This window comes from Sphingobacterium pedocola, from assembly GCF_015209965.1.
Taxonomy (GTDB): Bacteria; Bacteroidota; Bacteroidia; order Sphingobacteriales; family Sphingobacteriaceae; genus Sphingobacterium; species Sphingobacterium pedocola.
Window position 1 is genome coordinate 481,972 of record NZ_MU158690.1, and the last position, 20,366, is coordinate 502,337.

Annotated in this window: 21 protein-coding genes; 14 read left to right on the plus strand and 7 right to left on the minus strand. The window is 39.6% G+C overall.

The genetic code is table 11. The annotated features are described in order from the left end of the window. Nucleotides 1–45: 45 nt before the first annotated feature. The 6 genes from C4F40_RS12115 to C4F40_RS12140 form a co-directional block, all read right to left on the minus strand. Nucleotides 46–891 (minus strand): DUF2911 domain-containing protein, encoded by an 846-nt coding sequence (locus tag C4F40_RS12115; RefSeq protein WP_196939662.1) that lies wholly within the window; start codon nucleotides 889–891, stop codon nucleotides 46–48. 11 nt (nucleotides 892–902) lie between these two features. Beyond that, a complete protein-coding gene (locus tag C4F40_RS12120; RefSeq protein ID WP_196939663.1) occupies nucleotides 903–2,624 on the minus strand; it encodes a DUF4091 domain-containing protein in 1,722 nt (573 codons plus the stop codon). Nucleotides 2,625–2,914: 290 nt separating this feature from the next. Then, nucleotides 2,915–4,210, minus strand: a complete 1,296-nt coding sequence (locus tag C4F40_RS12125; protein WP_231390046.1) for a sugar MFS transporter — start codon at nucleotides 4,208–4,210, stop codon at nucleotides 2,915–2,917. A gap of 274 nt (nucleotides 4,211–4,484) precedes the next feature. Then, on the minus strand, nucleotides 4,485–4,907 hold the full coding sequence (locus C4F40_RS12130) for a hotdog fold thioesterase (RefSeq protein WP_262894821.1): 423 nt from the start codon (nucleotides 4,905–4,907) through the stop codon (nucleotides 4,485–4,487). Then, on the minus strand, nucleotides 4,894–5,421 hold the full coding sequence (locus C4F40_RS12135) for a DinB family protein (RefSeq protein WP_196939664.1): 528 nt from the start codon (nucleotides 5,419–5,421) through the stop codon (nucleotides 4,894–4,896). Before C4F40_RS12135 ends, C4F40_RS12130 begins: the two co-directional genes overlap by 14 nt. Continuing rightward, nucleotides 5,402–6,625: a sensor histidine kinase gene (locus tag C4F40_RS12140; RefSeq protein WP_196939665.1), complete on the minus strand. Its 1,224-nt coding sequence runs from the start codon at nucleotides 6,623–6,625 to the stop codon at nucleotides 5,402–5,404. The genes C4F40_RS12135 and C4F40_RS12140 overlap by 20 nt, the downstream gene beginning before the upstream one ends. A gap of 100 nt (nucleotides 6,626–6,725) precedes the next feature. Between C4F40_RS12140 and gltX the strand changes: the two genes are divergently transcribed. After that, nucleotides 6,726–8,249, plus strand: a complete 1,524-nt coding sequence (gene gltX / locus C4F40_RS12145) for a glutamate--tRNA ligase (protein WP_196939666.1) — start codon at nucleotides 6,726–6,728, stop codon at nucleotides 8,247–8,249. A gap of 90 nt (nucleotides 8,250–8,339) precedes the next feature. Then, nucleotides 8,340–9,191 carry a sugar phosphate isomerase/epimerase family protein gene (locus tag C4F40_RS12150; RefSeq protein WP_196939667.1) on the plus strand — a complete coding sequence of 284 codons (852 nt, stop codon included), beginning with the start codon at nucleotides 8,340–8,342 and terminating at the stop codon, nucleotides 9,189–9,191. A 58-nt stretch (nucleotides 9,192–9,249) separates the two neighbouring features. On the opposite strand, the gene C4F40_RS12155 is transcribed toward C4F40_RS12150, so the two are convergent. After that, a complete protein-coding gene (locus tag C4F40_RS12155) occupies nucleotides 9,250–10,512 on the minus strand; it encodes an NAD(P)/FAD-dependent oxidoreductase (protein ID WP_196939668.1) in 1,263 nt (420 codons plus the stop codon). Between the two features lie 121 nt (nucleotides 10,513–10,633). On the opposite strand from C4F40_RS12155, the gene C4F40_RS12160 reads away from it, so the two are divergent. The 12 genes from C4F40_RS12160 to C4F40_RS12215 are packed head-to-tail and all read left to right on the plus strand — an operon-like array spanning nucleotide 10,634 to nucleotide 20,365. Next, the gene (locus C4F40_RS12160; RefSeq protein ID WP_196939669.1) at nucleotides 10,634–12,151 is read left to right on the plus strand and encodes a flexirubin biosynthesis tyrosine ammonia-lyase FlxA; all 1,518 of its coding nucleotides are present in this window, start codon (nucleotides 10,634–10,636) and stop codon (nucleotides 12,149–12,151) included. Nucleotides 12,152–12,158: 7 nt separating this feature from the next. Beyond that, nucleotides 12,159–12,890: a flexirubin biosynthesis SDR family reductase FlxB gene (fabG, locus tag C4F40_RS12165; RefSeq protein WP_196939670.1), complete on the plus strand. Its 732-nt coding sequence runs from the start codon at nucleotides 12,159–12,161 to the stop codon at nucleotides 12,888–12,890. A 6-nt stretch (nucleotides 12,891–12,896) separates the two neighbouring features. Continuing rightward, nucleotides 12,897–14,117, plus strand: a complete 1,221-nt coding sequence (locus C4F40_RS12170; RefSeq protein WP_196939671.1) for a beta-ketoacyl-[acyl-carrier-protein] synthase family protein — start codon at nucleotides 12,897–12,899, stop codon at nucleotides 14,115–14,117. Then, complete coding sequence (locus C4F40_RS12175; protein WP_196939672.1) at nucleotides 14,118–14,366, plus strand: acyl carrier protein; 249 nt, start codon at nucleotides 14,118–14,120, stop codon at nucleotides 14,364–14,366. 12 nt (nucleotides 14,367–14,378) lie between these two features. After that, complete coding sequence (locus C4F40_RS12180) at nucleotides 14,379–15,260, plus strand: LpxL/LpxP family acyltransferase (protein WP_196939673.1); 882 nt, start codon at nucleotides 14,379–14,381, stop codon at nucleotides 15,258–15,260. A gap of 6 nt (nucleotides 15,261–15,266) precedes the next feature. Beyond that, on the plus strand, nucleotides 15,267–16,172 hold the full coding sequence (locus tag C4F40_RS12185; RefSeq protein WP_196939674.1) for a hypothetical protein: 906 nt from the start codon (nucleotides 15,267–15,269) through the stop codon (nucleotides 16,170–16,172). Next, entirely contained in the window at nucleotides 16,173–17,306 is a 1,134-nt protein-coding gene (locus C4F40_RS12190; protein WP_196939675.1) for a dialkylresorcinol biosynthesis protein DarB, read from the plus strand. A gap of 7 nt (nucleotides 17,307–17,313) precedes the next feature. Next, on the plus strand, nucleotides 17,314–17,742 hold the full coding sequence (locus tag C4F40_RS12195) for a hotdog family protein (RefSeq protein ID WP_196939676.1): 429 nt from the start codon (nucleotides 17,314–17,316) through the stop codon (nucleotides 17,740–17,742). 19 nt (nucleotides 17,743–17,761) lie between these two features. After that, nucleotides 17,762–18,205 carry a hotdog family protein gene (locus C4F40_RS12200; RefSeq protein WP_196939677.1) on the plus strand — a complete coding sequence of 148 codons (444 nt, stop codon included), beginning with the start codon at nucleotides 17,762–17,764 and terminating at the stop codon, nucleotides 18,203–18,205. Further along, entirely contained in the window at nucleotides 18,202–18,606 is a 405-nt protein-coding gene (locus tag C4F40_RS12205) for a flexirubin biosynthesis protein DarG (RefSeq protein ID WP_196939678.1), read from the plus strand. Before C4F40_RS12200 ends, C4F40_RS12205 begins: the two co-directional genes overlap by 4 nt. After that, nucleotides 18,606–19,607: a BtrH-related acyltransferase DarH gene (locus C4F40_RS12210; RefSeq protein ID WP_196939679.1), complete on the plus strand. Its 1,002-nt coding sequence runs from the start codon at nucleotides 18,606–18,608 to the stop codon at nucleotides 19,605–19,607. Before C4F40_RS12205 ends, C4F40_RS12210 begins: the two co-directional genes overlap by 1 nt. After that, nucleotides 19,607–20,365 (plus strand): ABC transporter ATP-binding protein, encoded by a 759-nt coding sequence (locus C4F40_RS12215; RefSeq protein ID WP_196939680.1) that lies wholly within the window; start codon nucleotides 19,607–19,609, stop codon nucleotides 20,363–20,365. Before C4F40_RS12210 ends, C4F40_RS12215 begins: the two co-directional genes overlap by 1 nt. Nucleotide 20,366: the final 1 nt, after the last annotated feature.

Genomic DNA, 20,366 nt, shown 5'->3' on the forward strand with positions numbered 1-20,366 from the left:
ATTGCGAGAAGGAAGAATGACGACGAAGCAATCTTAAAACACCTACTACTTAGCTGCCTCGCTCAGCACCTGATTGTTCAATTTGATATATTCGCCGTTATTTGCTTTTTCGGCGATTGCAATTCCTTCTTTTGCAGCTTGGGTCGCACCAGCTTTATCGCCAGCTTTTAAAAGGATCCTAGCTTTCCAGTATTTAATGTAAGGTGCTTTATCATTTCCTTTGTCAGCTTCATTGATCCAAGCCACAGCTTTTTTTAGGTCAAGCCCGTTGCTAAAATAATATTGAGCAGCCTGAAAATAAGGTTTTTTCTCTCCTTGCATAGCTTGTTCCAGCGAAGCTATGATTTCAGTGGATTGATCTACTTTAATGGTAAATTCAACTTGTGTGTTTTCCCAAGCCAGTATTACGTTAGTAGAGCTAGGCGTTACATCACCAAAATTAATTGTAAATGTTTCTACTTTTTGGGCTGTTTTGCGTGGCTTTACATTAAAACGCAAGAAATCTTCTTCTTGTTTATACTGATAAGCTCCCCATTGTTGTACATTTTTACTCAAAATGATCGTCCAATCGTTTTGATTAGGGATGGTAAATAGACCGTATGTGCCAGCAGGTACTTTATTGCCTTGAATGTTGACCTCTTCTTCAAAGGCAATGGTAGGGATATTGTTCGCTCCTGTGCGCCATACTTCGCCATAAGGTACTAACTCTCCAAATACAACGCGACCGTTGATATTTGGTCGTTGATAGGTTAAGGAAATCTTCTTGATTCCTACCCCCTGTGTGATAGTCTGTGTACTACTTGCGGGAGGTAATTTTACCTGTGCATCCGCAGTTTGTAGCATAAAAAATAGTGCTGAAGCAGCAAATATGCTCAATATTGTTTTGTTCATTGTGTATAATTTTACAGTGAATTTAAGAAAGATTTTCCGGTTTTAACGTGTCCAGGTATTAATTCTTGTTTATTATCGTTGTTGTTAAAAGCCGATATGAGTTTGTTTAGTTTTTCGAGATCATCTTTTCTCTTTGTTTCACGCAGATAGGCGCGTATTATTTTAATTTTTTCGGCGTCTTGTATACCTTCCTTCAATCGTTCAAAGCGGATACTTGTCGTGTTATCGGGATATATTAAATAGGTGTCCCCGCCGAGCCAGGTTCCGTAGCGTGTGTCTTGATTGGGATTTGCGTTCCAGCAATCGTATGCCCATCTTAAATATCCGTCAAAACCCCTTTCAACCGAGTTCCAAGCCAACCAAACCGATTCACTATATCCTGAGCTCGTAAAGGTATTTGGAAATATTTCGGAACAGCAGGTATAAGCTGTGGTATTGTATCCAAGGGATTTCCGTTTTGCCAGAATATCCGTGGGCATATTCTCATTTAGTGTAATACAATAATCGACTAGTTCAAGTGCTAATTCCTCGTGGTAGGTTCCTGCTAACGAAATTTTAAAGTCAGGATCGGCTTTTTTTATGATGTTAATTGCAGCTAGCATATCCTTCATAGGACGTTCGTCCATTGCAATGGTGGTCTTTCCAAACCAACCTCTTTGTTTTAAATGTGTAGCAAAATTCACCAAAAAAGGTAACCAATGGTTTTCGTAAGCCTTTTCTCCGGGTTTGGCCTTGAGCACTTCCATTTTATTTGTTGACTCATCAAAATAGTAAAATGAAAGATTCCATGGAATCATGCTGTAACAATTGACGAATTTATCAATCCCCTGATCTTGCATGAATTCGACCCATTTATCGAATACGGAATAATCAAATTTCCAAGACCCATCTGTTGTCTTTACCCATTTTATCATGGCATCATATTTATCATAGGTTTGACCATTCCAAGGATCGTAAATCAATGTTGCGGTAATTGATTTTTGTCCTGCATCTGCTAACAACTGAGTATGAGGTGTTAATTTATCAAAATGTGCTTTTGAGAAGGGCTCTAACTCATGGTGTCGCGCTACAGAATAGGGGTTTTGCCACAGGTCTAGGTGATAAGACCAGTCGTTGGCATCGGGGAGCGTATGATTGCTCACCTGTACGGAATAGTCTAAACCTATTTCCTTGTTACCGGTATTGACATATACTTTTCCTTTGTAAAAACCGGCTGGTGTATTCTTTGGAATCGCAATACTTAACCAAATTGGACGGGTTTCTTTTCTTTGATAAGCGAAGCTTTGACTATTGTCAATCCGATCTGCTACCAATATGGAATCCAGTGTGATGTTGATCCCACATCCATTCTTTAGATCTCCCGGCAAATCCGATAATACGTATGTGATGGGATTAATTTTAATGTGATCAGCAGAAATTGTAGCCTGAGCGGAATGCAGTGCCGAAGCGGAAAGTTTGATGTTCTTGAAATCCGCTGTACTCCAAAAGGCGAGCTGTGTGTGGATAGTCTCGTTTTTCCAACCTTTTGCATGCCATGTTGGGACTTGTTGTTCTGGAGTGGGAGGGGTAGTTTTGGATAAACTGAATTCTGTATCGATAAAGGAGAAATTTGCAGGTTTTTTAACGATATCCCACACTTGGGGATCTGCTGGTTTTGGATCTTTAGATTCGACAAATTGTGCCGTTGCGATTGAGCTGATAAATAGTAATATAAGGACTAAATGAACTTTCATGATTCAATTTATTAGTTATATTTTTTACCGACGTTTATGTGATCGTACCGAAAGCTGCCTGCGGAAGGCTGTCCATGCTGGACACATATCTTTGGTTATCGTCGATTTTTCGGACATTGTCTTAAGAGAATTGCCATCCTGAACGAAGTGAAGGATCTGTTAACAAATATAGTTTTAAGATCCTTCGACAGGCCTCAGGATGACAAAAAAAGCTTAGGCTATTGTTTTTTACTGCTTCCATATAATTATTTTACATGGGGGTCAGTCGATATCATGTATAGCCGATTTGATTAGGCTTTTTTCTGTCCAACTTTATGTCCTGCTGTTGCGAAATACAAAATATATAAATATGCAGGAACCATAGCATATAAAAATGCATGTTGAAAATCGATGCCCAAGTTGTCTTTTAAATAACCGTATATCAAAGGCCAGATGGCCCCACCCGCTATACCCATAATCATTATGGCCGATCCTGTTTTTGTGAACCTTCCCAATCCCTTAATTCCTAATGGGAAAATAGCAGGCCACATCAACGAATTAGCTACCCCCAATAAAGCGACGAAAATAAAGGAAGTGGTTCCTGTAGTGAATACGGATATTAATGTAAATAATATACCTACTAAGGTACAGATACGTAAAGCCATTTGCTGAGTAACAAATCTTGGAATGGCGATAATTCCAATAGCATACCCCACTAGCATACATACGAGTGTAAAGGCTGTAGCATAGGTTACAAAGAAGTTATGCACGTTCAACTCTCGTCCGTATACACCAATAATATCACCTGCCATTACTTCTACTGCCACACAAAAAAAGATAGCAAATGCACCTAAAAATAAGTGTGGAAACTGTGTTACACTTGTTTTTTGAGAGGAATGAATCACTGTATCGTCCTGTGATATTTCTTCCTCTGCATCTACGTCCACCTCTGGCAGGTAGGTGAATTTAATGAAAATAGCAAATAATACGAAAATAATAGCTAATGCGATGTACGGTGTATGTACACGTTGTAATAAGTCATCTAGAATAATATTTTGAGCAACCAAATCTGTTGTCGCATTCAGTTTTTCGGTTACTTTTTCCGCATCTTTTAGGAATAGAGATCCAAATATGATCGGTACGATGATACCGGCTGTTTTGTTGAAAACGCCAGCGATTGAAATACGCTGTGCGGCGCTATCAATGGGGCCAATAATACTTAAATAGGGGTTTACCGCCGTTTGCAATAAAGCCATCCCCGATCCTTGAATAAAAATACCTGTTAAAAACAAGCCGTAACTTCTTTGATCAGCAGCAGGGATAAAAATCAACGAGCCTAGACCTAAAATGATTAAACTAACTACAAGTCCGTTTTTAAATCCGATCTTTTTGAGTATCCAAGAACTTGGAAGCGCTAAGAAAAAGTAGGCTATATAGGAGGCGAAGGTCACAAAAAAAGCTTGAAGATCAGTTTCTAGATTACAAGCAATCTTTAAAAATGGAATTAACGTGCCATTGGCCCACGTAATAAATCCTAAAATAAAAAATAATGCGCAACAAATTGCCATGGGGCGGAATGCGGTTTTTCCAGTGTTGATCGAACTCATCGTTTTGATTTATGTAAGTATTTTTTTCGAGGACACATAAGTAGGTCATAAGGTAATTAAGCTCACCCGGTCATAGTATGTTTCCTACCACAAGACTAGTAAAATAAATTGAGAATAGAAATAGAATAAAGTAAACAATCGTTTGCATGCATTTGTAAAAAATAGAGAGACTTCGATGGGCGAAGTCTCTCTAAACCTAAACCGTATCATAAAACCAATGTATGGTATCTATATTAGTAGTACAATGTTGACTTAAAAATGTTTTTAAAAATTATTATTTTTTTTCTACAATCGCTACCGTAAGTCTGGATATACATAACAATGCGTTTTGATCATTATGTATTTTAATATCCCACACGTGTGTAGATTTTCCAATATGAACTGCCGTACAAGTTGCTGTTACTAACCCCGCTATTCCTGATTTTACATGGTTGGCATTTACCTCCAACCCTACGGCTACATGTTTTGTGGTGTCGATGATAAGACTGGATGCTACACTTCCAATCGATTCGGCTAAGACTACTGAAGCTCCGCCATGAAGGATCCCGAAAGGTTGTTTTACCTTATCTGTAATCGGCATGGTGGCGATAATGGCATTATCTAAAATAGCCGTTGCTTTAATTTCAAGCAGCTGGGTCATGTATTTATCAAAAATACGGTTAACTTCCTTCAGAGAATAATTTTTAAGCCAGATCATTTGATTTTTTTAAATAGCGTTCTTGAAGAATAATACGATGATGATTCAAGTGGCCTGCGATGACGTAGATAAATGCGCGTACGCTAATTAAGCGGTCTGATGCCATCCCTTTACGGTTAAGTTCCGTTTCGTTCAACGTGTTAAAGAAAGTCAAATTTGCTTTTCTCAAATGGATAAATTCCTCAATAATACTATCAAACGAACGCTCGTTATGACGACCGTTTGCTACAAATTCATCTTGTTCGAAAGCTGCCAAAGCAGTCATGTCATTTCGTGCAAACCGCAATGCTCTATAAGCCATTACGCGCTCGGTGTCCAATATATGACATAATACTTCTTTCACCGTCCATTTGTCTTCTGCATAGGTATATTTTCCCATTGCTTCGGGTATACTGCGAATAAATTCAGGAAAAGATTCAATCTGAAGGACAAGTTCTTCCTTTATATCGCCAACTATGGTTTCGATATAATCACTATATATAGCTGGATATTCGTCAGACTTGAGTTGGTTCATAGCGTAAGTTGCTTTTTAATATTATTCTAAATGTAGTACCTCTACCGATTTCGGATTCCTTCACAAAGATGTGTCCTTTGTGGTAGCTTACCATCCGTTTGGTAAGACTTAAGCCAAGACCCCATCCTCGTTTGCGTGTGGTAAATCCTGGTTGAAAGATGTTTTCAAAATTTGTACGAGCAATTCCCTTGCCATTATCGCTAATGTCTATAAAAATTTCCTCTTTTGCAATATTTTCTGAAATGGTTACGGTAATTTTCCCTTCGATTTCGATTGCGTTGACGGCATTTTTAAGTAAATTCTCGATGATCCAATCAAATAATTGGATATTTAGCATGGCTTCTACATGTTTATCACCTTCAATAACAAATGTAATCTTGTCGCTTGTGCGGATACGAAAGTAGTTGATGTAGTCGTTGACGACACGGTATACGTTATGATTGGTGAGAGATGGGGTGGAGCCAATTTTAGAAAATCGATCGGCTACTACTTCCAGTCGCTGGACATCACGTTCCATTTCATTGAGGACACTATCATCCTCGGCTTCATATTTTATACGGATTAGTTCTAACCACCCCATCAAGGAAGAAATAGGGGTGCCTAATTGATGAGCAGCTTCTTTCGCCATACCTACCCAGACGAGATTTTGTTCGGATCTTTTAATAGAGTTGAAGACGGTATAGGCGATAATAAGAAATATGGCGATAAGCGATATCTGTACATAAGGATACACACGGAGTTGTCGCAGCGCATCCGAATCGTGATAATAGACGTACCACTTCTCTCCCGTATCCAGATCAATGACGATAGGAGAATGCATTCTTTTCATTCCATTTAGCTGTTTTTCAAAATAAGATGGGTCGTATGCTAGTTGTGCTTGGATGGTGTCTTCCGTTCGAATATTCGTTTTGGTTGAATCCAGATCCCGCCAAAAAATAATATTTCCTTTTTGATCTGTAATGATGGCAGGTAAGGTGAGACTATCTCTTACGGCATAGATGAAACTGATAAATTGATCATCTACATCCGGCATAGTCACGATGCTCCTTGTGCTCATAGCCCATACCTCGGCTTTTGTGCGCTCTGATTTGGATAAGCTTTTCACGAGGTAGTTTGTGTAGACAAGAGACGCAACCCCTATTATCACAGCGGATAATAAAAGTAAGAATTTCCAAAGTTGTTTATTGTACGTATATGGATTCATGATGTATATCGTATCGCAAAATAAAAATTTTATCCCATAGAAACGATTCTATTATAGCGATTATTAAAGTAAATCCCCTAGAAATATGTAATTTTGCTGTATGAGTTCACAAAAGAAAGTTAGGGTGCGTTTTGCACCTAGCCCTACGGGGGGATTGCATTTAGGAGGAGTACGAACAGCTTTGTTCAATTATCTATTTGCTCGTCATCACAAAGGTGAATTTATTTTACGTATTGAAGATACCGATCAGACACGTTTTGTGCCTGGTGCAGAAGAATATATTACAGAATGCCTTGCTTGGTGTGGTATCGAACCAGATGAAAGCCCAAATAAACCCGGATCCTTTGGGCCTTACAGACAAAGCGAAAGGAAACCTTCTTACCGTCAATATGCGGAACAATTGATAAGAGATGGGTATGCGTACTATGCATTTGACACAGCAGAAGAATTGGAAGAACAACGGAAGACTCATCCGAATTTCAGATATAGTCACGAAAATAGAGCGGAACTACGAAATTCATTAAGCCTTTCAGACGAAGAAGTTAAGAAGTTGCTTGAAGAGGGAGTTCCGTATACGATACGTATTAAAATGCCTGAAAATGAAGTGCTATCTTTTGAAGATATGATTCGTGGACGCGTCTCTTTTGAAACAAAACTAGTTGACGACAAAGTGCTGTTAAAAGCAGATGGGATGCCCACGTATCACTTGGCTGTAGTAGTTGACGATAAGGCCATGGAGATATCCCATATCTTTCGAGGCGAGGAATGGTTACCATCTGCTCCTGTACACATTCTGTTGTGGGAATATCTGGGATGGCAACGGGAAATGCCACAGTGGGCGCATTTACCCTTGATCTTAAAACCTGACGGGAATGGTAAGTTGAGCAAACGCGATGGTGATCGATTAGGTTTTCCGGTATATGCAATGAATTGGGCAGATGCTAAATCGGGAGGGACGACTCAGGGATTTCGAGAGCTTGGTTTCTTGCCTGAAGCTTTTCTTAATATGCTTGCGCTATTGGGCTGGAACGATGGAACAGAGCAGGAAATCTTTACCAAAGACGAATTGATTGAAAAATTTTCAGTAGAACGTATCAGTAAGAGCGGTGCCAAATTTGATTTCGAAAAAGCAAAATGGTTCAACCACGAATGGATTAAACAAACCGATAATATTGCGCTAATTGTGCAAATGCGGAATATATTGGTTGAACATGGGATAGAAAAAGTAGATCCGATCTTTTTAGACGGGGTGCTGTCTGCTGTTAAAGAGCGTATGACATATATTTCGGACTTTTGGACGCAGACATCATTTTTCTTTCAGCGGCCTAATTCCTATGATGTGGAGGCGATTAAGCCGAAATGGAATGCGCAAAAAACCTCTTTTTTTGAAGAATTAGTGGTCGAGTTAATTGAGCTGCCTGTTTGGGAAGCATCGGCGTTAGATTTATTTTTTAAGGAAAAAGTCGCGTCATCTGGAATGAAAGTTGGTGAGTTAATGATGCCTTTTCGCATTATGCTCGTGGGTGGGAAATTTGGTCCGGATGTTTTTAAAATAGCAGAACTATTAGAAGAGAAGGAAGTCACTGAGCGCATCAAAAAAGCCTTGCCTCATTTTTCTGAATGATTTATCACCTGATAAAAAAAACGCTAAGAAATTCCTATTTCTTAACGTTTTTTTTTACTTTAGGTGCTTTAAAATACTTAAACCCCAATCATGATAAAATCAACCTTTCTGAACCTATTGATCGTATGGTGTCTTGCCATCTCGACATCGTGCTCTTCCACTAAAAATCTTTCTCATGCAAATCCAGAGAAAAAACTAGGATGGAAATTAGGTTCGCAGGCCTACACATTCAGGCTATTTACGTTTGCTGAGGCTTTGGATAAAATTGATAGCTGCGACTTACGTTATGTAGAAGCTTTTCCAGGGCAAATAATTGGCGCGGGAAGTACCGAACAAATGGGATACGGTCTTTCGGAATCAGGAAGAAAACTGGTAAAAGATCTTTTAAAGAAAAAGAATATTACCTTACACGCATTCGGGGTAGTTGGAGCTAAAAACGAAGAAGAATGGGAAAAAGTTTTTCAATTTGCTAAAGACATGGGCGTAAAAGTGCTAAATGTCGAACCTTCAGAGGGACATTTGGACGTTATTTCCAGGTTGTGTGATAAATACGATATTAAAGTAGCACTTCATAATCATCCCCAACCCTCAAAATATTGGACGCCGGATGTTGTACTTGCTGCATTGAAAGGTAGAAGCAATCGTATGGGAGCGGCAGCCGACGTTGGTCATTGGATGCGTTCGGGGTTAGACCCGGTAGCATGTTTGAAGCAGCTGGACGGTCGTGTTTTTCATATACATTTTAAGGATTTGAATACTTTTGGGGACAAAAAGGCCCATGATGTGCATTGGGGGACAGGAAAATTGCCTCTCCGGGACATTGTTAATGAATTAAAACGTCAAAAGTTTTCGGGAATGCTTTCGGCAGAATATGAGTATAATTGGGAGAATAACAAAGATGATGTCAAACAAAGCGCAGCGAATTTACGAGCGATACTGTAAATAGCGTCAAACTGACAACAAGCAGATGATTTATTATCTGCTTGTTGTCATGTATTACTTATTCACCGATTACCTCTTTGAATGCAGCGGGATTGTTTTTCAAAAGGTAAGCCATACTTCGAATTACCCTATCATGTTTTTTAACGAACGGATTTTCTTCGTTCCAGACATAGCCAGCAAGCACAGCACATATTTTCTCTTTAACCTCTTTATTTTCAGGTCGGTGAAAAAATAAGGTTTGTAGGTTTCCGGTATACCATTCCTTTACATAAGTCGTGAAAACATCTATACCTCTTTGCATATATGCGGCAAAGTCTTTCTCCCAATTGACGTTCTCCCCGTTGATTTGTTTCCAAGCTAATTTGGCCGATAAAATTCCTGACTCCGTAGCGAAACAAACTCCCGAAGAGAATACCGGATCCAAAAATTCTGAGCTATTGCCGGTTAGCGCAAACCCGTCGCCATACATCTTGGTGACAGCAGCCGAATAATTTTTCAGATGAATAGGATCAAATAGGAATGTGGTATCTGCAAAACGTTGCACGTAAAAGTCGGATAGTTGGATCGCTTTGCGCAATGCCTCGGTTGTATCTCCATCAGCAGATAGTTTATCGATAAACGCTGTGTTGGCTACAATTCCCAGGCTGGTATTACCATTAGAAAACGGAATAACCCATAACCAGACTTCTGTGTCCAATACATCGAATGAGATCTGCGTGCCTTCAATACCTTCCGGTCTGTTGATGTCCTTTACATGCGAAAAAATGGCCGAATGAGGGTTAAGCTCGGAAGGTTTGTCTAAGTGCAGTAATCGCGGCAATACGCGACCGTATCCACTGGAATCGATGACAAATTTTGCTTTGATTTGAGAAGGATTTCCGTCTTTGTCGACTAGGGTAGTTATGGAGTCTCTTCCCTGAAACATGATATCGGTAACTGTGGTCTCAAATGAGATGTCTACCCCCTTTTTTATAAGTGAATCTGCCATGACCTGGTCAAAGTCAGCGCGTGGAATTTGCCATGTCCAGTCCCAGCCCTCACCAAATTTCTTGCTGAAATCAAAAATACTGATAACATTCCCCTTGATAAAACGAGCGCCGGGTTTTGGTTGGAAATTCTGCATATTCAGATCATCAAGCAATCCTGCTTCCTCAAAATGATCCATCACACGAGGGATTAGGCTTTCGCCGACAACCAAGCGGGGAAATTTGGTCTTTTCAACCATTTTTATTTTTGCTCCCTGCTTCTGTAGGTATCCTGCGGCAACACATCCGGAGGGACCAGCGCCAATGATCAAAATATCAACATCACTTGTACTCATTCCTAAAGAATTAAATTTAAATATGTTACTTTTGCGGTGCAAAGCGAGAGCAAAAGTAACATATTATCTTAACCGCAAAGAAGATAATCTTAAGTTTGAAAAGTTATAATAATCACTATTAATGATTGCCATCAATAAAGAATTAACTCTAGAAGGGTTCTCAAATATATTACTGGGTCAACAAGAAGTTACTATTTCTGAAGAAACGCGCCAAGTCGTAACAAAAAGTCACGATTTTTTAAAATCATTCATTGAAAATAAAATAATCTACGGTATAAATACCGGGTTTGGGCCGATGGCTCAATATCGGATTCAGGATTCTGATCGTATTCAGTTACAATATAATTTGATTCGCAGCCATTCGGCCGGTACTGGAGAATTGTTGCCCCCGGATGTGGTGAAGGCCGCGATGTTAACTCGTTTAAGTAATATTTCGAAAGGTAAATCCGGTATTCATATCAGTGTTGTTGAGCGACTACAGAATTTTATTAATCTAAACATTACACCGGTCATCTTTGCACATGGAGGCGTAGGAGCAAGTGGCGATTTAGTTCAACTCGCTCATTTGGCACTTACACTGATTGGTGAAGGAGAGGTGATTTACAACGGTCAAAGAAGATCTACGGCAGAAGTGTTTACCGAATTGGGATTGGAACCTATTCAGGTGGTCATTCGTGAAGGTATTTCATTAATTAATGGAACTTCCGTGATGACCGGTGCAGGATTGGTCAACTATTTTCATGCAAAGAAGTTGTTAAAATGGTCTGTGGAGATGTCGTCTATTATGAACGAATTGGCAAAAGCGCATGATGATCATTATTCGACTACACTCAATGAAGTAAAAAAACATGAAGGTCAACAAGATATTGCGCGTATGATGCGCGAACATCTTACAGACAGTAAGCTGGTACGTAAGCGTGAAGATGATCTATATTCAGGCAACAATCTTGAAGAGATTTTTAAAGATAAGGTACAGGAATATTATTCACTTCGTTGTGTGCCGCAGATTTTGGGACCTATTTTGGAAACCATTAACGGCGTAGGCAGAATATTGGAAGATGAGGTTAATTCGGTAAGTGATAATCCCATTATTTCGGTAGAAGATGGAAATGTATATCACGGAGGTAATTTCCATGGAGACTATATTTCCCTAGAAATGGATAAATTGAAGCTAGCCATTACCCGTCTGACCATGTTGTCTGAACGTCAGCTTAACTACTTGATGAATGCTAAAATTAACGAAGTTCTTCCTCCATTTGTGAATATGGGGAAACTGGGTTTTAATTTCGGAATGCAAGGGGCACAATTTACGGCTACATCGACAACAGCAGAAAACCAAACGTTATCCAATTCAATGTACGTGCATAGTATCCCGAATAATAACGACAATCAGGATATTGTAAGTATGGGTACTAATGCGGCTATGATCACCCATAAAGTAATTATCAACGCGTATGAAGTTTTGGCGATTCAAATGATATCTTTGGCTCAAGCCGTAGATATTTTATCTTATCAAAATTTAGTATCTTCAAGAACGAAAAAGATATATGAGGATATTCGTCAGATTATTCCGGTCTTTTCAGATGACAAACCCCTTTATCCAGCTATCAAAGCGGTAAAGGAATATTTAATGAAGTAAAATCAGTATGATCTGTGCATTAGTAACGGGAGGCTCAAGAGGAATCGGACGTGCAATTTGTAAAAAATTGGCCGAAGATTCTAACTACTATATCTTGATTAATTATCAAGGTAATGAGGAAGCCGCAAAGCAATGTCTGTCACTAGTCGAAGGAGTTGGTGGCAAAGGAGAGATATTGAAATTTGATGTTTCGGATTCCGAAGCGGTAGAAGAGGTATTACAATCTTGGCTTGATCGGAATCCGGGAGCAATTGTCGAGGTTATCGTTAACAATGCAGGTATAGCGCGAGATGGTTTATTCATGTGGATGAAGAAAGCAGATTGGCAATCGGTACTCGATATTTCGCTCAATGGTTTTTTCCATGTTACAAATTTCTTCATCCAAAAAATGCTGCGTAACCGTTATGGACGTATCATTAATATTGTCTCGGTATCTGGAGTGAAGGGGACGGCTGGACAAACGAACTACTCGGCAGCGAAAGCCGGAATTATTGGTGCTACGAAGGCTCTTGCACAAGAAGTTGCTAAACGAAATGTCACCGTCAACGCGGTGGCTCCGGGATTTATACGTACTGACATGACTGCCGATATGGATGAAAAGGAACTCGTGAAGATGATTCCCGCGAACCGTTTTGGAGAAGCTGAAGAGGTTGCAGAATTAGTTTCTTTTTTGGCTTCAAAAAAATCTAGCTATATTACAGGTGAAGTTATTAATATTAACGGAGGTATTTATTCTTAAGTAATTATGGATAAACGGGTCGTGATTACAGGGATGGGCATCTATTCATGTATTGGAACAAATTTAGCGGAGGTAACAAAATCGCTTTTTGAAGGTAAATCCGGTATTGTAGTAGACCCGGAGCGGATTTCTTTTGGATATAAATCGCCGCTTACAGGGATGGTTCCAGCCCCCGACCTGAAAAAGGTATTAAGTCGTCGTCAGCGAATAAGTATGGGTGAGGAGTCCGAATATGCATACATGGCTACGATGGAGGCCTTAAAAAATTCCGGTATTGATATGGCTTATTTTGAGCATAACGAAGTCGGAATTCTATTTGGGAATGATAGTGTATCGAAGGCTGTAATTGAAGCAACAGACATTGCACGCGAAAAGAAAGATACCCAACTGATTGGTTCGGGAGCCATCTTCAAATCCATGAACTCCACGGTAACCATGAATTTAGCAACCATACTTGGTTTAAAAGGCATCAATATGAGTATCAGTGCCGCTTGTGCAAGTGGTTCTCATGCCATAGGACTAGGGTACATGTTTATCAAACAGGGACTTCAGGATATTATTATTTGTGGCGGTGCACAAGAAATAAACCCCTATGCGATGGCAAGCTTTGACGGGTTAGGTGTATTTGCAACGGATATCGAGCATCCTCAAAAAGCTTCACGGCCTTTTGATAGCGGTCGAACCGGATTAGTTCCGAGTGGAGGGGCGGCAGCAATTATTTTAGAAAGCTATGAATCTGCCGTAAAACGTGGTGCTCCGATTATTGCGGAAGTATTAGGTTACGGTTTTTCATCCAATGGGGGGCATATTTCCACGCCGAATGTTGAAGGTCCGTCTATTGCAATGCGTCGCGCACTTGAACAGGCAAACATACAAGCAGGGCAAGTGGAGTATATCAATGCCCACGCTACCTCCACACCACTTGGAGATGCCAACGAAGCGAAAGCTATTTTGGAGGTCTTTGGTAAAAACCCTTATGTGAGTTCTACTAAATCAATGACCGGACATGAATGCTGGATGGCAGGGGCAAGCGAGATTGTATATTCTACATTGATGCTTCAAAATGGTTTTATAGCGCCCAATATTAATTTGGAATCACCAGATGATGACGTTAAAGAATTAAATTTAGTTTCGACAACAATTAAAAAAGAATTTGACATATATTTGTCTAATTCTTTTGGATTCGGTGGTACCAATTCAGCGATAGTAGTTAAGAGATTTAAGTAAATGAGTAACACAGATATCAAGCAGAAAATAAACGACATATTGATTGAAGAATTTGAGGTGGATGAAGAGGTGATTCAACCAGGCGCCCCATTAAAGGAATCATTAGATTTGGATAGTTTAGACTATGTGGATTTAGTCGTTTTGATCGAATCAAATTTTGGCGTTAAATTGGGAGAGGCTGATTTTTCGGGAATGACGACCTTCCAAGATTTTTATAATGTGATTGAAACTAAGATCGCAGCGAAATAAATAATTGAGTATATGAGCCAATGGGACGGAAAGTCTAAAGGAACACTCCTTGGCTATAAAATATTTGTTTTCTTGATCAGAAAACTGGGCGTCCGTACTGCTTACGGACTTCTTGTTTTTGTAGCATTTTATTATTTCATTTTCTACCCGGCTAACTTTAAAGAAATTTTCTATTATCTCCATGAGCGCCAAGGTTTCTCAAAGTGGAGGTCCTTTTGGAAAGTCTATCAGACTTACTTCGTATTCGGGCAGACTATTATAGATAAAGTAGCCATCTCTTCCGGATTGAGAAACTGTTTTACGTACGAATTTGACGGCATTGAGCACTTGCAACGAGCTTTAGAGGAGAAAAGGGGAGGTATTTTAATTAGTGCGCATGTAGGGAATTTTGAAATATCCGAACGTTTTTTTTCTGAACTTAACGTAGATTTTCAGATCAACCAGATTACAGTAGATCAGGAAGTGTCAATTATCAAAGAATATCTGCAAAGTATTGCCGATAAATCCACGATTAAATATATCTTTATTAAGGACGACATGTCGCATGTATTTGATATAAATGATGCCTTGTCGAATAATGAATTGATTTGTTTTACGGGCGATCGCTATTTCGAAGGATCAAAAGTCTTGGAAGAAGAACTATTAGGTAAGACGGCTATTTTTCCAGCGGGACCATTTCATTTGGCGTCTCGCTTGGGTGTACCTGTGATATTTGTATATGTGATGAAGGAGTCTAATCTCCACTATCATCTGTATGCGCGGGTGGCGGAAGGTGTCAAACGGAGAGATGCACAATCGGTGTTGAAGGCATATACCGCGAGTGTAGAAAAAATAGTAAGGAAATATCCCTTACAATGGTTTAATTTCTTTGATTTTTGGAAAAGAAAACAGTAATAACGGATGAAGAACGTTTTAGTAGTCTACTTTAGTCAGTCTGGACAATTGCAGGAGATTGCAGAATCTATTTGTGGTCCAATGTTAGCCGATCCGGAGATCAATGTAGATTTTTATGAGATAAGAATGGTACACTCCTTTCCTTTTCCTTGGACAGGATCGGCCTTTTTTAATACGTTCCCGGAGACATTTCAGCAAATCCCCGAAGAAATTCACCCTCCTGCATCAAGTATTCTGGAAAAAGAATACGACTTGGTGTTATTTCATTATCAAGTGTGGTATTTGAGTCCTTCCATTCCCATCAATTCTTTTTTAAAAAGTAAATATGCTGCGCCCTTGCTTAAAGGAAGGCCGGTCATTACCGTAAGTGGAACACGTAATATGTGGGCAAAAGCGCAAGATAAGGTGAAAAAGCTGATCTTGTCAAATGGGGGACGGTTAGTTGGAAATATCGCATTAACAGATCGACATCCCAATTTAATCTCGGTCATTACCATCGTCGACTGGTTATTTTCGGGCGTGAAAAGGAAAGCTTTTCGGATTTTTCCGATGCCTGGAGTTGCCGAAGAGGAAATTAAAAATTCAGTAAAATTTGGCAGAATAATTATTCCCTATTTAAAAAATGGTAATTTTGAAACGCTGCAAAATGACTTGGTAGAAAATGGCGCAATAAAATTTAAGTTTTTCTTAGTTTCAATGGACCAAAAAGCAAATCGTATGTTTGATCTTTGGTCCAAATTAATATTGAAGAATCCTAAGAGACGGAAGACATTGGTCAACATGTTTAAATATTATGTGATATTCGCATTATATGTGTTGTCACCGATCGTATTTGTTGTCGAATTAATATTATATCCGCTTCTGTATTTTATAAAAATTAGAAAAGACAGAGCACATTATCTGGGAGTTTAAATGAACGAAGTATATATTAATAGAATCGGTAAGTTTTTGCCTAATGATCCTATTTCTAATGATGAGATGGAGGATTACTTAGGAAAGATTAATGACCGCGAATCAAAAGGAAGACGAATAGTACTGCGAAATAATGGTATAGAGACCCGATATTATGCACTTACTAAACAGGGGAAGCCTACTCATACAAATGTAGAACTTACCGCTAATGCAATTCGTAATTTATTAGATGACGAGTTTTCTGGCGATCAAATTGAATTAATTTCCTGCGGTACATCCTCGCCTGATTATTTGATGCCTTCTCATGCAGTTATGGTTCATGGCGAATTGAAAAATGGTCAATCGGAAGTAAATTCAGCTTCAGGAAATTGCTGTGCAGGGATGAATGCGTTGAAATTCGGTTATCTTTCCGTGAAATCTGGAAACACTTCGAATGCGGTGTGTACTGGTTCGGAACGGATGTCTTCTTGGATGTTGGCGGATCATTTCAATAAAGAGGTTGAAAATCTTAAGGAACTGGAGGAACAGCCTATTATTTCCTTTAATAAGGATTTTTTGCGTTGGATGCTTTCCGACGGAGCTGGTGCTTTCCTATTACAAAACAAACCTAAAGGAAAGTTGCCGCTAAAAATTGAATGGATAGAGGGGTACTCCTATGCACATGAACTAGAGGTTTGTATGTACGCGGGGTCTGAAAAACAGGCAGATGGTTCCTTAAAATCATTTAGTGATTACCCTTCTGAAGAATGGTTGAATCAATCTATTTTTGCGGTGAAACAGGATACCAAATTATTGGATAAGTATATTTTAGATAAAGGAGTAGAAAGTACCAAACATGCATTGGCTAAACACGATATCACACCAGATGATGTAGATTATATTTTACCGCACGTGTCGTCGCATTATTTTGTAGATGGTCTTTATGAGCGATTGGTGAAAGCAGGGCTGGAGTTTACGCGGGAAAAATGGTTTTTGAATTTGAAAACTGTGGGAAATGTGGGGGCGGGATCTGTTTATCTGATGTTAGAAGAACTCGTGAATTCGGGCAAACTGAAAAAAGGGCAGCATATCTATTTGTGTGTTCCGGAAAGTGCACGGTTTACGTATTCATATGCTTATTTAACCGTTTGTTAAGCTCGATATGAATTTTCCTATTCACGGAGAGCAGATTTTAGCACTAATACCACAGCGGTATCCTATCGTAATGGTGGATACGCTATATGAATATGCAGAAGATTCGCTTTTGTCTGGATTACACGTAAGTAGAGATACTTTATTTGTTGATATAGAAACGCTTCAAGAATGTGGGTTGTTGGAGCATATGGCACAGTCGGTGGCTTTGCATACCGGCTTCGACTATTTCCAAAGAAATGAAGAGGCTCCAACAGGCTATATCGGATCTATGCAGGGAATAGAATTGACTTCCCTGCCAAAAGTTGGCGATGTCGTTCAGACAGAAGTTCAGATTATTCAGGAGTTTATGGGTGTAACATTAGTGAATATCACCTCCAAAATAAGCGGTGAGGTGATCGGAAAGGCGCAAATGAAAACGGTTATAGCATCCAGTTAATATGTCGTCGGCAGGTAATATGATCGAGATACAGGCATTTTTGCCGCATCGTAAGCCCATGCTTATGGTGGATCATATCGTAGAAATATCGCCTGATCATGTAATATGTCACTTTTTAATTCAAAGAGATAATATTTTATTGGCGGAAGGTTTTCTTGATGAAAGCGGGTTAGTGGAAAATATGGCTCAAGTATGTTCTTCTATCGTCGGACAAACCTATTATGAGAAGGACTATAACGCAGAGGTCGACGAGAGAGCAATTGGATTTATTTCGGGCATAAAAAGTTTGCGTATTTTAGCACTTCCGCAGCTAGGAGATCTATTGATTACGGAAGCGACATTGTCATCGCAGTTTGATGGGACTGACTACAGTATCTGTACAATGCAGGTGTTCAGTAGGGTCGGAGAAAGCCGTTGTGCAGAGGCGGAGATCAATTTATTTTTAAAAATGAGGAATAAATGAAGAAATCTGAAGTTCCACAGGATGATGGAAGAGTAATCCAAAAAGGATCGCGGGAGTTGTATTATGCGCTGGATGAAAATGGCGAATATACAACGGCATTAAGTACGGGTTGGGAGGCCAAAAATATCGTGCAGGACCATACGATGGAAGTTTTGCAGCAAGAAATAAATCAGGCCGGCGCAAATGTTAAAGCAGGCCGGAACAGTCCGATTCAATACTTTATGTTACTCAACCGAATGGATTGGGGTTTACTTGCTCAATATACGGGGTATTGGAAATGGCGTGTAAAGCGGCATAATAAACCCGAAGTGTTCAGAAAATTATCAGATAAACAGTTGCAGAAATACGCGGACGTATTCGAAATTACTGTGGAGGAGTTAAAAAATTACAAAGGAGATTAATGCAGTTAGATTTTACACATCACCAAACGGCACATTGTGAAAATGGCGTTGCGTCAAACTTATTGCGCAACAAGGGCTTAAATATTAGCGAGCCGATGGTTTTTGGTTTAGGATCAGGATTGTTTTATGTATATCTGCCGTTTTTGAGGGTCAGCAATGCTCCCGGATTAAGCTACAGGCCTATGCCGGGATGGATATTCGGACGAATGGCTCGTCGCTTAGGTATTAAAATAAAACGTCAAAAGTTTTCCAGTAAAGAGCGGGCACAACGGCAACTTGATGATAACTTAAAAAATAATATTCCTTCGGGGTTACAGGTAGGCGTATATCATCTGCCTTATTTTCCAGACGATTACCGTTTCCATTTCAATGCCCACAATATTGTTGTATATGGAAAAGAGGAGAACGAGTACCTAATCAGTGATCCGACTATGGAAAAGGTAAATCGCCTAACAGAAAAGGAATTGGAAAAGGTTAGGTTCTCGAAGGGCGTTTTAGCGCCAAAAGGGCATATCTATTATCCGACATACATCCCGGAGGAAGAAACGATAGATTGGGAGCAGGCAATCCTCAAATCCATTAAAAAAACCTGCAATGATATGTTGGCTCCTGTTCCCATCATTGGGGTAAAGGGGATGCGAATGGTTGCACGCGCAATATTAAAATGGCCGAAGAAGCATGGTATCGCAAAGGCAAACTATTACCTAGCCCAAATGGTGCGTATGCAAGAAGAGATTGGTACGGGTGGGGGAGGTTTTCGCTACATTTATTCGGCTTTTCTGCAAGAAGCGAGTAAAAAGATCAATAACCCTCGTTTGCTTCAGCTGTCGGAAGAAATGACTGAAATAGGTGACTTATGGCGTGATTTTGCTGTTTCGGCCTCCCGTGTTTATAAAAAACGCAGTAACCAAGAAAATGTGTATGCGGCCTTATCTGCCGATTTAATGAAATTAGCTGATTTAGAAGAAGCATTTTTTAAAAAACTTAAAAAAGCAGTTTAATGGACTTACAGGCTATTATCCATGTAGAGAATCTTTCTAAACAATATAAGAACAGTGATTTCTTGGCTGTAGATAATCTGTCCTTGGATATCCAAAAAGGCGAAATTTTTGGCCTCTTAGGGCCAAATGGAGCTGGTAAAACCACATTGATTTCCATGCTCTGCGGTTTGATAAAGCCGACTTCAGGACATTTTTCCATCGATCAGAAGACCTATAAGGAAAATGGTTTAGCGATTCGTGAATCTATTGGTGTAGTTCCACAGGAATATGCGCTTTACCCTACCTTGACTGCACATGAAAATCTAAGTTATTTTGGTGCTATGCATGGGCTGGAAGGAAAACGTCTTAAGGAGCTGGTCAATGTTTCACTAGAGAAGATGGGACTGATGCGTTTTGCGAATAAACAAGTAGGAACATTCTCGGGCGGTATGAAAAGGAGGGTGAACTTACTGGCGGGTGTGCTGCACCGTCCAAAAGTGCTTTTTCTAGATGAGCCTACGGTAGGGGTCGACGTACAGTCAAAAAATTCGATTATTGATTTTTTAAAAGCACTTAATGGACAAGGTACAACCATTGTTTATACATCTCATCACTTAATCGAAGCACAAGAATTATGCGATAGGATCGCTATTATTGAAGGAGGTAAAATCATTGCTCAAGGTACGCCGGCAGCATTGATTAAATCGGTTGTAGATGCACGGAATTTAGAAGATGTATTTATCGCAATGACAGGGAGGGGGCTTAGAGATGGTATATAAA